A 13,146-nucleotide genomic window follows, 5' to 3' on the forward strand; every position below is an offset into this window, starting at 1 on the left:
CCCCCTTAAAGTATTGAATTGAATCACTTATCTACCGCTTAGCGGTGTATACATCAGTAAAAAACTCTGATATGGTGTTTATAACTAAAAGAATTACGATGTTTTACAACGCATTGTTCCCGGGGTGGGTAAATTCGATTATGGCTAAAAGATCTGGAAAATATTTGTACTCCATACGTAGCGCCAATGGGGTCTTGGTAGAGAATCTGCAGGTGTACGGTAAATCCCGTGCCGAAGCGGATGAGAAAATTCGCCAGATGTATTGGCGCTGCGAGATTTTGAGCTGCAAGCTGGTCGCGGATTTGGATACACGTGCGCCCAACCTCAAAATGCAATGGGTGCGACCGGCACCGCGTGCCGCGGGCTAGTCACAGCAGCATACGAAACAGGCACATAAAAAAGGCGCGAATGGTTTCGCGCCTTTTTTATTGTGTGCTAATGGCTAAAGCCCGCGCTTAAAACGCCGGATTAAAACAAGGATAAATTACTGGCCGTGCTCCGTACTCTGGGGATGCGCCGTCTGACCAGTTTTTTAACGCGGCTGTCATCGGTGCTGGGGAACGGGTCATCAAACAGTGACCCTTGTGCCGGGAACAACTCTTCTTGCGCCTGAAACACCTGCAACTCGGGGCGCAGTTCGCAATCGAGCCGGATATCCGACTTGGGGACGCAGCAGCATGGCAGGATTTCGTCACTGGCAATAAATGCCAGCGGTTGCTCCAGGTATTCGACCTCACCATCGAGCAGGCGCACGCGGCAGGCGCCACAATAGCCGCCGCGGCATTGGTACTCGACCTCATGCCCGGTGCGCTCCAGGCCTTCCAGCAAGGTTTCATGCGGGATCAGGCTGAAGCGGGTATGCTGGCTGCGTATGCTGATCATTTTAAAAATGACTTGTTAAAATCAATAGCGAAACAATCAATTAATGAGCGCGCGGGATAAAGTGCACGGCTTATGGAGCACAGAAACCGCAATGTTCACGAGAGCACATGAGGGTTTCGCGCACCGCACAACGCCGTAATTTGCCCGCGCAGCCATTTAAATTACAACTCAAAGTCGTTGAGATCGTCAGCCGAGACTTCTGAATCAATCTGCCCGATTAAGTAAGAACTTAATTCTACCTCTTGAGGGGCCACTTGTACGGTGTCGGAAGACAGCCAGGTGTTGATCCATGGAATCGGGTTGTTTTTGGCATTGGGAAATGCCGGAGGCAAGCCGACTGAAGCCATGCGAGTGTTGGTGATGTATTCCACGTACTGGCAAAGAATGTCTTTATTGAGGCCTATCATGGAGCCATCTTTAAACAGGTACTCGGCCCACAGTTTTTCCTGCTCGGCGGCGGATTTAAACATCTCGAAGCACTCGGTATGCAGTTCTGCGGCAATCTCGGCAAACTCGGCGTCATCCTGGCCAGAACGCATGATGTTGAGCATGTGCTGTGTGCCGGTGAGGTGCAAGGCCTCATCACGCGCAATCAGGCGGATGATCTTGGCGTTGCCTTCCATCACCTTGCGCTCGGCAAAGGCAAACGAGCAGGCAAAACTGACGTAAAAGCGGATGGCTTCGAGGATATTGACGTTCATCAGGCAACGGTACAGCAGCTTTTTGAGCGCGCGCTTGTTGACCACTTTGGTCTCGCCATTGATGACATGATTGCCCTCGCCCAGCTGCGAGTACAGCATGGTTTGCTGGATCAGCTCATCGTAATAATGTGCGATATCCGAAGCGCGTGCCGTGATGTTTTCATTGCGCACGATGTCGTCGAACATCACAGAGGGATCATTGACGATATTGCGGATGATGTGGGTGTAGGAACGCGAGTGTATGGTCTCGGAAAACGCCCAGGTTTCAATCCAGGTTTCCAGCTCAGGCAGGGACACCAGTGGCAGCAAGGCCACGTTGGGGCTACGGCCCTGAATCGAATCCAGCAAGGTCTGATACTTGAGGTTGCTGATAAAAATATGCTTTTCGTGCTCGGGCAGATTCTGGTAATCGGAACGGTCTTGCGACACGTCAACCTCTTCCGGGCGCCAGAAGAAGGAGAGTTGCTTCTCGATCAGCTTCTCGAATACCGGATATTTCTGCTGGTCGTAGCGCGCCACATTGACGGGCTGCCCAAAGAACATGGGTTCTTTGAGTTGATCGTTATCGGTTTTGGTGAAGATGCTGTAGGCCATCTGTGTTCCTAATGTTTAAGTTTAATGCTCAAACTGTTTTTAAATTGTACTTATTACCCCACTGCAATAAGCGTTGAATCAGTGAGCGAGCGGGATAAAGTGCAAGGCGTACGGAGCACAGAAACCGGAATGTACACGAGAGTACATGAGGATTTCGCGCACCGCACAACGCAGCAATTTGCCCGCGCAGCCACTGAGTCAATGCTTATTTAAATTTTGCAGGCTCCGCTGGCACACCCATCGTCCTCGGCTTCCGTACCGCCCTCGCTCGCACCATCTCGGGTGTTGTGGTAGTACAGCGTTTTAACACCGAGTTTGTAGGCTTGCAGCAGGTCTTTCAGCAGTTGCTTCATCGGCACACGGCCACCTTCAAAACGGGTCGGGTCGTAGTTGGTGTTGGCTGAAATCGATTGATCGACAAACTTCTGCATCACGCCCACCAGCTTGAGGTAGCCGTCATTGCTGGGGATGCGCCACAACAACTGGTACTGGTTACGCAGGCGGTCAATCTCAGGCACCACCTGGCGCAAGATGCCGTCTTTGGATTGCTTGACCGAGACCAGGCCTCGCGGTGGCTCAATGCCGTTGGTGGCATTGGCAATCTGGCTGGAAGTCTCGGAAGGCATCAGCGCCGTCAGCGTGGAATTGCGCAAGCCATCTTTCTGGATTTCCTTGCGCAGGCTTTCCCAATCCAGACGCAGCGGCTCGTTGCACACGGCATCTAGGTCTTTTTTGTAGGTATCAATCGGCAAAATGCCTTTGGCATAGGTGGTCTCGTTAAACGCACCACACGCGCCAAACTCGCGAGACAGTTGTACGGACGCTTTCAACAGATAGTACTGAATGGCCTCAAAGGTACGGTGGGTCAAGCCCAGTGCGGCGTCATCGGTATAGCTGGTGCCGTTTTTGGCCAGGTAATAGGCATAGTTGATCACGCCCACGCCCAGTGAACGGCGCTTATTGGTGGCGTTGAGCGCGGCTTTGACTGGGTAATCCTGGTATTCGAGCAAGGCATCTAATGCACGAACCACGAGGTCGGCCAAGCCTTCGAGCTCGTCCAGCGATTCCAGCGCGCCCAGGTTAAATGCTGACAGGGTACACAGCGCAATTTCGCCTTCGGTGTCGTTGATGTCATTGAGTGGCTTGGTCGGCAGTGCGATTTCCATACACAGGTTGGACTGGCGCACCGGCGCAACGGCCGGATCAAAGGGGCTATGCGTGTTGCAATGGTCCACGTTCTGGATGTAGATGCGGCCGGTACCGGCGCGCTCTTGCATCATGAGCGAGAACAAGTCTACGGCAGGCAAGCTGCGCTTGCGGATGCTGTCATCGGCTTCGTACTGGGTGTAGAGGCGCTCAAAGGTATCCTGATCGGCAAAGAACGCGTCATACAGGCCGGGCACATCATGCGGCGAGAACAAGGTGATCTGTTCACCTTTGATCAGGCGCTGGTACATGAGGCGGTTGATCTGCACGCCGTAGTCGAGGTGGCGCACGCGGTTTTCTTCCACACCACGGTTGTTTTTGAGGACCAGCAGGGATTCAACCTCAAGGTGCCATAACGGATAGAACAACGTCGCCGCCCCGCCGCGTACCCCGCCCTGTGAGCAGGATTTGACCGCAGACTGGAACAGCTTATAGAACGGCAGGCAGCCGGTATGCTGCGCTTCACCGCCACGAATTTCACTACCCAGCGCACGGATACGGCCGGCGTTGACGCCAATACCGGCGCGCTGCGACACATACTTCACAATCGCGCTGGAAGTGGCGTTGATACTGTCCAGGCTGTCGTCACACTCAATCAGCACGCAAGAGCTGAACTGGCGTGTCGGCGTCCGCACGCCAGACATAATCGGGGTCGGCAGCGAGATCTTGAAAGTAGACACCGCATCATAAAAACGCTTGATGTAATCGAGACGCGCCTGGCCTTTGTAGTTAGCAAACAGGCTCATCGCCACCAGAATGTAAAGGAACTGCGGGCTCTCGTAGATCTTTTTGGTGACGCGGTTTTGTACCAGGTATTTGCCCTCAAGCTGCTTGACGGCGGCGTAAGAGAAATTCATGTCGCGCCAGTGGTCCAGATAGCCATTCAGCGTATCGAACTCTTCGCGGCTGTAATCCTTGAGCAGGTGCGGATCGTATTTGCCCAGCGCGGTCAGGTTGGTCACATGGTCAAACAAATGCGGTGGCTCAAACTGGCCATAAGCAATTTTGCGCAGGTGAAAAATATTCAGGCGTGCGGCCAGGTACTGGTAGTCTGGGGTTTCTTCCGAAATCAGGTCGGCAGCAGATTTGATGATGGTTTCATGGATATCGTCGGTGCGGATACCATCATAAAACTGGATATGCGAACGGAGCTCCACCTGTGACACCGACACATTGTTAAGGCCTTGCGCGGCCCAGTCAATGACGCGATGAATCTTGTCGAGGTTAATCGGTTCCTTGCGGCCATCACGTTTCGTGGCTTGCATGGATTCGTATTGTGTCATGGTGGCTCCCAGTGCTGGCGGCGGAAGGGACACGGCACTGGCTGCGGGGCGCATTTTTTCTGGCAATAGCCTGCCCGTTGTCGAGCAATCAAAGAAAAAACCTGCACCCGTTTAAAGACCAGACTTGCAATCAGTACAGGACTCACTGCATCTGCCGAGGACACCCCGCCTCAAACGTTAACAAGAAAAAATCACGGCAGGTCTCCTGGCTCTCAGGTCATGATTGTTTGCCTTGGCCTTCCCGAATCGCTTCAGTGGCGAGCAAAGCAGCAAACAACTCGCTGATTACAGTTGCGGGGGCAGCTCTGGCTTGACAATGGCCATCGCCATCGCGCACCAGATTCCCTTTTAAAGACAGGCACTGATCAGTACCCGTATACCGTATGGACGTGACTATAAATCAATATATATGCATTTTCAACACACAAAAACACAATATATTGTTATGAGACACTAAGTGATTGTTTTGCCTGAATATATTTTTTTGCAAGCATTTTGTGCTGTGACCTGATGTTTGCCCAGCCTCAAACAATGCTTTTTTGCCTCACCGCCAGGCGACTGGAGGCGACAAGCCAGCGTCAGACCAGCCTACTGACGCTGGCGAGATGGCAGCAGCCATCCTCACAGCCATCTCTCTTAAAAATCCAGCTGTGCACTGGCTTTAAAGATACGCGGCTCGCCTTGCGTCAGGAAATTCCAGTCGCCATGTGCTTGCCAGTATTTTTCGTTGGTCAGGTTCTGCACCCCGGCACGCAAGGTAAGTTTATGCGCGTTCAGCTTGGTGTGATAGCGCGCACCGAGGTCGAACAAGGTATATCTGTCCAGTGCATGGGTATTGGAGGCCTCAAGATAACGCCGACCGACGTAACGCGCGCCTGCCGACAGTGTCAGGCCAGGCAAATCCATCACCTGGTAGTCCGCATACAGCGCTGCACTCAAGGTGGGGGCATTGGCGGCATCCTTGCCGTTCACGCTGGCATCATCACTTTTATTTTCGCTTTGCATCCACACCAGGCTGCTACGCAACGCCCATTGGCTGCCTAACTCGACACGGCCAGCCAGGTCTAGCCCGCTCAACACCAACCCTTTGCTTTGTTGCACATAGACATTGTCTGCATTGGTATACGCCAAACCACGCTGCATGCGGAACAGCGCGGCCTCGGCCGACCAGAAACTACCCTGTTGCTTGAGGCCAATTTCATACTGCTTGCTTTCAAGCGGGCCAAACGACTGGTTTTCGTTATTGGTGCCTATGGGTGCCGTATTGCCTTCTTCGAGCGCTTCAACATAGCTGGCGTAAGCCGTGATGGACGCTTGTGGCTTCCAGAGCAAGGCGTAAGTCGGCGTCATTTTGCTTTTTTTGTAGGTGGGGCCATTGGGCTGATTTTTTTCATAGTTGCTATGTCTCAGACCAATAATCGTGCTCCATTCCGGCGTCCACTGCAGGGTGTCACTCATAAACACACCGACATTACGGGTTTTGAAAATGGTACTCAGATTCCGGTTGATACTTGCGTCAGGATCAGTCTCATCACTGCGGCCAGTGTACAGGTTACCCGTCCCCAATAAGGCAAAGCTGTCTGGCGCGCCACTGCGATGCACCGTCTGCAGGTCTGCGCCTGTGAACAGGGCATGCTTGATCTGGCCAGTCTCAAACTGGCCATGCAGCATCAGATTAGCTGACTGATTGTGATGTTGGCTGTACCACTGCACTTGCGCATCGGTAAAGTTTCCCGCATCGTCATTGATGGTCATATAACTATCGTAATTGGTACGCCTGAGCTTGGAAACCCGCGCCGCAGTGCTTAAATACCATTGGTCATTAAACTGCCAGCGCAACGCCGTGCCTGCCGTCATCATCTCGGTTTCATGATAGGTGAAGTCCTGCGTCAAGCGGCGTGCGCCATCAATCGGTTTAGGGCTGGCTGCATTTTGATCCACCACCAGGGCAAACATGGATCCATTGACCTTGCGCTTCTGGTAGAGGCTATCCAGCTCAACAGTGAGTTGATCCGAAGGTTTGAAATCCAGCGCCACAGAGGCAGAGTCGCGCTTGATCGGCGCATCAAGATAGGTATCCCCTGCCTCATGGATGTAGTTAATACGCATGCCCGCACGCCCCTCTGCAAAGCGGCGACCAACATCCAGATTCAGGTTGTACTGGCTATCCGTCATTAAGCCCGCCGTAACGCGGGTGATTGGCGTATCCCCGGCGCGTTTGAGTCTGTAATTGAGGATGCCGCCCGGCTGCGCAAAGCCGTACATAAAACCGGACAAGCCTTTCAGCAGCTCCACTTGCTCAAAATGCTCAATCGGTAAATCGGTGTTCCATGGTGAAATATTCAGGCCATCGATCTTGTAGCCATTCAATAAATCCAGTGCCAGGCCTCTCACCGTAATCATGGTACTCTCCCGGGCCACGCCATTACTGGACGCGGTGACGGCTGCATCCAGCTTGAAGGCCTCGGCAACATTGCTAGCTTGGCGATCTAAAATGTCCTCAGCCTTGACCACGCTGACTGAAAACGGGGTATCGAGTAAGGATTTGTCGCCCAGCGCCCCCTGACTGGCAGTACTCGCTTCATAACGGCTTAACAGACCGTTACCCTCTTTACTGGCCTGCACCTGTACCTCGCTTAAGGTTTGTGGCGCGTCTTTTTCGGTGATGACAGGAATCACACTGAAATGCGTGTCATCCGTCCGTTGTAATGCCAGGCCGGTATTTTCCAGTAATTGATGCAATGCGGCTTGCGCAGTGTAGCGGCCTTTAAGCGCGGCTGCTTTCTTGTCAGCCAACAGCGCGGCATTTGCACTCAAACTCATGCCCGTTTGTGCTGCGACTTGCGTCAATGCGGTTGAAAGCGGCCCTGCGGCAACATCAAAAACATAAGTGGCCTCTGTGGTCTGTGCCCAAGCGGCTGGCGCAAGCGGATGCAAGCCCATGGCGGGAAATAGCAGTGCTGCTCGCACAAGCAGCTTGCGCATCTGTGGATGGAATAAAACAGGGGACGGCATGATATCAGGCTCCAAAGTTGAATATTGAATGGGTTCAACTGGTATGCCGGATGAGCATCAAAAAAGGGAACTCTGATTAGAAAATGGTTTATCGTGCGACCAGCGCCAAGCCACCCGCCGCGTCCTCACGCGTGCGCACGGGCAGGACCGTTTCGATGGCGGCCAGGATCAAGGGAATATCCTGAGCCGGGTAATTGAGCGGATAGACGCCAACCAGCCGCAAATTTGCCACCGCCGACTGCACGCGGATAGGCACACGGGTATAGCGATTTAACTCGGCGACAAACTGGGCGAGCGGTAGATTGTCCGCCACCATTTGCCCGCGCGACCAGGCTTCACGGGCCAGGTCTGCCCGCCCATCGGCGATTACCCCGGTTGCCGTGAACCTCGCCTGCTGCCCTGCCAGGATATCCACACTGGCAGCATCATGCGGGCGAATGCGTACGGCGCCTTCAAATACGGCCACATGCCCGCCTTGCAAATCACCACGTACCGTAAAGCGCGTGCCGAGTGCGGTCAACCGGGCATGCAGGGTATCGACCACCAATGGCCTGGACTGACGCTGCAGATCACGCGCGGTGGTTACAAGAATTTCGCCTTGATGCAAAACGATGCGACGCACATGCGGGTCATAGTGCACATCGACAGCGGTGGCCGTATTCAATGCCAGCAAAGTGCCTTCTGGCAGGCGCCAGGTTTTGCGCTCGCCGATTTGCGTGCGATAACCGGCATGCGCAATTGCATAGGCATTGAGCCAGCCACGCCACGGCAAGGCCTGGCGCATAAGCAAGCCACTGGCAAGCACCGTCACGCCCAAGCCCAAACGGCGCAAGGTACGGCGACGCTCAACCGACTGCACCTGCTTTAAGGTCGCTCGTGCCGTGGCGGCAGGCACGGTGGTCGCCAGCTGTTTAAAGGGTTGACTGATGGCTTCAACGCGCTGCCAAACCCGTGCATGCGCAGGATCGGCCGCCAACCAGGCTTGCCACTGTGCAAGCTCTTGTGCATGCAGGGACTGATCCTGCAAACGCGCAAACCACTCTGCCGCCTGATTTAAAATACGCTGCTCATCCGCCTGGTTGTGATGCATGGTTATGGCCCCTCATCCATCATCAGGCAAGCCAGCATGGCTTGTGCCATGTATTTTTTCACCATGCGCTCGCCTACCCCCAGCCGCTCACCAATGTCTCGATAGCCAAGGCCATCCAGCTGTGATAACAGGAAAGCTTCGCGTACTTTGGGCTTTAGGCAGTCCAGCAACTGGTCAATGCGGACCAGCGCCTCAAGAATCAGGGCACGCTCTTCGGGTGAGGCAACGAAAGTCTCGGGCGCCACAGCTAGCGTCTCCTGCCAGGCACGCTCCACCGCTTGCCGGCGCCAGTGATCAATCAGCAAATGCTTGGCAATCTGCGTGAGGTAGGCGCGGGGTTGTTCGAGCGCATGCACATTGCGCTTGCCATGCATCATGCGCAAGAACGTATCCTGCGCCAGATCGGCAGCTTGCTCACTGCAACCGAGCTTGCCGCGCAACCATGCGCGCAACCATTGGTGATGATCGATATACAAGGCGCCTACTGTTTGTTGCAGCGTATATTCGTTTGCCAGCATAACAAATGGATGAGATGCAATAAATGATAATAATTCTCATTATATCACCTATCCGCGCGGGTGGCATGTTTGAGCGGCAGTATGGTTACGCCAGAAACTACGGCGCTGAATCAATGCCGTTGCAGTGTATTGGCAGGCTGTGGCGCGCGTAAGGTGACACGCGATTTACCTGCGCGCTTTCGACTCCAGATCAGCACACCCGTGACTGTCACCAGCACCAGTGACAAGCCAGTGCAACAGACAAAGATGCGGTAGGGCATGCCAAACACTTGCCCCATATGCAAGGCTCCCAGCCAGTTGCTAAAGGTGTTCCCGGACTGGTCTTGCGTCGGCAGCCAGTGGCCTTTGATTTCACCAGTATAGGCATCTATCGCAATCGCCGTATTGCCCCGATCTTGCCGCAAATCGGCCGAGCTATGCACAAAATACTGGTACACGCCGCGCTCGCGGTCCAGACGCAAACGGTCTTCGTAATCAATCTGCAGCTGATGGTTTTTTGCAAAGCCTTGCATGGCTTGTTGCGCCAACTGGTGAGCTTGCGGCCAGGACATGGGCAGGCTGGTCAACGGTTGTGGCAGTTTGGGGATGCTGCGCCAGGACAGATCAAATGGCATCAGCTTGGTCATGACCGGCAGATAAACTTGCTCGCGCAAGTTGAACATGACACTGGACCAGGCAAAGATCAGCAATACGCTGCACAGCCAGAGACCAACCGCACGGTGCAGGTCAAAGTTAATACGGGTGCCTGAGGCTTGCCATTTGACCAGCCAGGCCGGTTTCCAGCGTTGCCAGTAACTGCTTTTGGATTGTGGCTGCCGCCGGGGCAAGGTGAGGAAAAACGCCACAAAAGTATCCAGCGTCCACAGCACGGCAACAATGCCCATGATGAGGCGGCCGCTGACACCGGGCAAAGCCAGCGAATAATGCAATTTATACAAAAACGGTAATAGCGTCTCGCGCTGGAACGGCCCAGCCGTGGATAAGCGTGACCCCAGCACCTTACCTGATTGCGGGTTGATAAACAGTTGATCTGCCGGGATGCTGGCCTGCGGATCCTCAGGCGTGAGGCGGAAGATCACGGCTTCTGCGTGGTGATCTTCCAGCGCGCTTTGTGGCAATTTGAATTGCAATTCATCGATACGGGTATTGGCGGGCGCCTGCTGTTGCGCCTGCGCTTGCAGCTGGTACACGTCCAGCATGGGCTGGCCTGGTTGCGATAACGCTTGATACAGGTGTGGATTGAGCCATGCATCGAGCTCATCCTGAAAAGCGATGATAGCCCCGGTAAAGCCGGCAATGACCAAAAAAGCGGCCATCGCCAGGCCCACCCAGCGATGCCAAACCACAAGTGCGTGTCTCGTTACCATTGAAAATTTAAATTGGCCATCACATTACGACGGTAGCCCCATTTGCAACCGTCGCCACTGTATGCACAATTGGCCACATACTCCTTATCAAACAAATTACTGGCATTGAGTGCAAACTGCCAGCCTTTCCAGCTTGTGCCCAGCTGGGACAAATCATAACGGACCGCCAAGTCTACCAGCGTATAAGACGGCAGCTTGAAGGTGTTGGCATCGTTACCGAAACGGCTACCGGTGTAACGCACGCCCCCGCCGACCACCAGGCCGGGCAGCCATTGCCCAGGCAAGCGGTAGTCGGTCCATAATGCGGCAGTATGGTGAGGCACATGGTTAGGATCTTTGCCCTGGAACGGCACCCCCTGCAAGCTATTATTACTGCGCGTGATTTCAGGCAGCATATAAGTATAACTACCTATCAGCGACCAGGCGTCCCACTGGGTCTTGGCTTCAAGCTCCAGCCCGCGGGTACGCACTTCCCCATTTTGCAGATTAAACAAAGGATGCTGCAGGTCAGTCGTGGTCACGTTCTGGCGGCGCAAATCAAAGACGGCCGCGCTCAACAGTGTCTGACTGTCTTTGGGTTGATATCGGATACCGAGCTCATATTGCTTGCCAGTTTCAGGGGCAAAGGCCTTGCCATCAAACATGGTGCCGATCACCGGTAAAAATGATTCCGTGTAACTGGCATACGGCGCAAGGCCATTCTCTGCCAGGTAAACCAGGCCGCTGCGCCAGGTTTCTGCCTGATCGCGTTGCGACGAGGAGGCAGCAGGACTCAGCACATTGTCTGTTTGCATGCGGGTGTGGTCCTGACGAACCCCCAGTGTTGCCACCCACTGGCGGTCAATTTTTACTTGGTCCTGCAAGTAAATCCCGGTCTGGCGTTGCTGTTGCTTCAAATTGGCTGACAACACCAGGTTCACCGGCGTCGCTCCATACACCGGCGTATACAGATCCAGCGGACTCGCCGTCCCTGATGTACGCAGCACATGGTTATCCAGGCGCTGGCTGTCTATCCCCGCCAGCACCGTATGCTCAAACATGCCGTGCGTCCAGTGGCCTTGCAGATGCGTATCCACCACCACATTGTCGACATTTTCATCGGTGCCCATCGCGGCCCGGTTGATGCTGCGCTGGTCTGCGCGCAAGCTCACCAAATAGGTTGAAATGGCATCGGTGCGCAGTTGCTGGTAGCGCAGGTTCTGACGCAGGGTCAAGTGCTCATTAAACGCATGTTCAAACTGGTAGCCCACCGAATATCGTTCCTGCACGTATTTATCCAGGCCTGGCTCACCCACATACCGGCTGGTGGAAATTTTGCCAAAGGGGCTGCTCACAAGCGTGCCGACCCGCGGCAATGCCTGGTAGCCCTGGCCACGGTCATTTTTCTGGTAGTCGGTCAGCAAGGTCAGCTGGGTCGCGTCCGAAGGTCGCCAGGTCAATGAAGGCGCCAGATAGACGCGGTCGTCAGTGACACGGTCGATCTGCGTATCGCTTTTTTGCACCAAACCCACCAGGCGGTAAGACCACACGCCCTCATCATCTAGCCATTGGCTGACATCGCCACGCACCTGTTGCCGGTCATACTGTCCCAAGGTCAACCCCAGCTCATGCAGCGGTTTATCCGTAGGCCGTTTGCTGACCAGGTTAACCAGCCCACCCGGCGCGCCCTGGCCATACACAATTGAGGAAGGGCCGCGCAATAAATCAATGCGCTCAAGGCCATAAGCCTCAACCACCGTACCGCCCTGATTATTAAATGCGTAATTACGCAAGCCATCGCGGAACTGGTCCCGGCCCAGGCTAAAGCCACGGATGCCGATATTGTCAGCGCGCGGGTCTGGCCCGTTTGCTTCGGACTGCACACCAGCGGTATAGCGCAAGGCATCGCCTACCGACTGCACGCCCTGTGCGTTCATCTGGTCACGCGTCACCACCGACAACGATTGCGGCGTTTCGATCAGGGCAGTATCGGTTTTGGTCGCCGTCACGCTACGCTTGGCAACATAGCCTTTGACTGGCCCATTGGCGGGTTCTTGTACAGTTTGCCCAGACACGCTGACCTCCGGCAGGTCTTGTGGCTCACTATGCGTATGTGGCGTCACAGGCGCGGCTTTAGTCAGCGTATAGCCAGAGGCGGTGGTCTTTAACACCAGTCCGCTGCCTGCCAGCAGTTTTTCCAGCGCCTGCCGCACGCTCAAATCACCTTTGAGCGCAGGTGCCTGCTTGTGCTCGGTGAGTTCCGTTGAAAAAATAATGCTTTCCCCGGTCTGGTGGGCCAGGGCCTTCAACGCCTTGTCTAGCGGTTGTGCGGGCATATCAAGCTCGACGGCATGCACAGACAGGCTGGACAGCAAAGCGGCGAACAAGGCAGAGTTGCGAGTAAATGACATCTTCTTCCCATTGAATAAATAATGAATGACATGGGTATGTCGTGCCAGCCTTCGCCAATGTTGATGTCCTTTAGAAATTTTTTTACGGATGATCCTGACT

Annotated in this window: 9 protein-coding genes and 1 riboswitch; of the genes, 1 reads left to right on the top strand and 8 read right to left on the bottom strand. The window is 54.5% G+C overall.

Features of this window, described 5'->3' with window-relative positions; all coding sequences use genetic code 11:
• Positions 1-140: 140 nt before the first annotated feature.
• On the top strand, positions 141-368 hold the full coding sequence (locus GOC95_RS10370; protein WP_228518658.1) for a hypothetical protein: 228 nt from the start codon (positions 141-143) through the stop codon (positions 366-368).
• A 100-nt stretch (positions 369-468) separates the two neighbouring features.
• On the opposite strand, the gene yfaE is transcribed toward GOC95_RS10370, so the two are convergent.
• From yfaE to GOC95_RS10410, 8 genes are all read right to left on the bottom strand, one after another.
• Positions 469-882, bottom strand: coding sequence for a class I ribonucleotide reductase maintenance protein YfaE (gene yfaE / locus GOC95_RS10375; protein WP_275356987.1), 414 nt, complete (start codon positions 880-882; stop codon positions 469-471).
• A 161-nt stretch (positions 883-1,043) separates the two neighbouring features.
• Positions 1,044-2,177: a class Ia ribonucleoside-diphosphate reductase subunit beta gene (gene nrdB / locus GOC95_RS10380; protein WP_275356988.1), complete on the bottom strand. Its 1,134-nt coding sequence runs from the start codon at positions 2,175-2,177 to the stop codon at positions 1,044-1,046.
• A gap of 209 nt (positions 2,178-2,386) precedes the next feature.
• On the bottom strand, positions 2,387-4,666 hold the full coding sequence (gene nrdA, locus GOC95_RS10385) for a class 1a ribonucleoside-diphosphate reductase subunit alpha (protein WP_275356989.1): 2,280 nt from the start codon (positions 4,664-4,666) through the stop codon (positions 2,387-2,389).
• 177 nt (positions 4,667-4,843) lie between these two features.
• Positions 4,844-5,065, bottom strand: a riboswitch (cobalamin riboswitch).
• Between the two features lie 237 nt (positions 5,066-5,302).
• Positions 5,303-7,681 (bottom strand): TonB-dependent receptor, encoded by a 2,379-nt coding sequence (locus GOC95_RS10390; protein WP_275356990.1) that lies wholly within the window; start codon positions 7,679-7,681, stop codon positions 5,303-5,305.
• A gap of 88 nt (positions 7,682-7,769) precedes the next feature.
• Positions 7,770-8,771: a FecR domain-containing protein gene (locus GOC95_RS10395; protein ID WP_275356991.1), complete on the bottom strand. Its 1,002-nt coding sequence runs from the start codon at positions 8,769-8,771 to the stop codon at positions 7,770-7,772.
• Between the two features lie 2 nt (positions 8,772-8,773).
• Positions 8,774-9,289: a sigma-70 family RNA polymerase sigma factor gene (locus GOC95_RS10400; RefSeq protein ID WP_275356992.1), complete on the bottom strand. Its 516-nt coding sequence runs from the start codon at positions 9,287-9,289 to the stop codon at positions 8,774-8,776.
• Between the two features lie 110 nt (positions 9,290-9,399).
• Positions 9,400-10,635, bottom strand: coding sequence for a PepSY-associated TM helix domain-containing protein (locus GOC95_RS10405; RefSeq protein ID WP_275356993.1), 1,236 nt, complete (start codon positions 10,633-10,635; stop codon positions 9,400-9,402).
• 14 nt (positions 10,636-10,649) lie between these two features.
• Positions 10,650-13,046, bottom strand: a complete 2,397-nt coding sequence (locus GOC95_RS10410; protein WP_275356994.1) for a TonB-dependent siderophore receptor — start codon at positions 13,044-13,046, stop codon at positions 10,650-10,652.
• Between the last annotated feature and the right edge of the window lie 100 nt (positions 13,047-13,146).

It is taken from the genome of Methylophilus sp. YYY-1, assembly GCF_029132825.1.
In the GTDB taxonomy this organism is placed as follows: Bacteria; Pseudomonadota; Gammaproteobacteria; order Burkholderiales; family Methylophilaceae; genus Methylophilus; species Methylophilus glucosoxydans.

Excerpts from the sequence above, each read along its gene's own strand:
- GOC95_RS10370 (WP_228518658.1), top strand. The coding sequence starts at position 141 with ATGGCTAAAAGATCTGGAAAATATTTGTACTCCATACGTAGCGCCAAT.
- yfaE (WP_275356987.1), bottom strand. The coding sequence starts at position 882 with ATGATCAGCATACGCAGCCAGCATACCCGCTTCAGCCTGATCCCGCAT.
- nrdB (WP_275356988.1), bottom strand. The coding sequence starts at position 2,177 with ATGGCCTACAGCATCTTCACCAAAACCGATAACGATCAACTCAAAGAA.
- nrdA (WP_275356989.1), bottom strand. The coding sequence starts at position 4,666 with ATGACACAATACGAATCCATGCAAGCCACGAAACGTGATGGCCGCAAG.
- GOC95_RS10390 (WP_275356990.1), bottom strand. The coding sequence starts at position 7,681 with ATGCCGTCCCCTGTTTTATTCCATCCACAGATGCGCAAGCTGCTTGTG.
- GOC95_RS10395 (WP_275356991.1), bottom strand. The coding sequence starts at position 8,771 with ATGCATCACAACCAGGCGGATGAGCAGCGTATTTTAAATCAGGCGGCA.
- GOC95_RS10400 (WP_275356992.1), bottom strand. The coding sequence starts at position 9,289 with ATGCTGGCAAACGAATATACGCTGCAACAAACAGTAGGCGCCTTGTAT.
- GOC95_RS10410 (WP_275356994.1), bottom strand. The coding sequence starts at position 13,046 with ATGTCATTTACTCGCAACTCTGCCTTGTTCGCCGCTTTGCTGTCCAGC.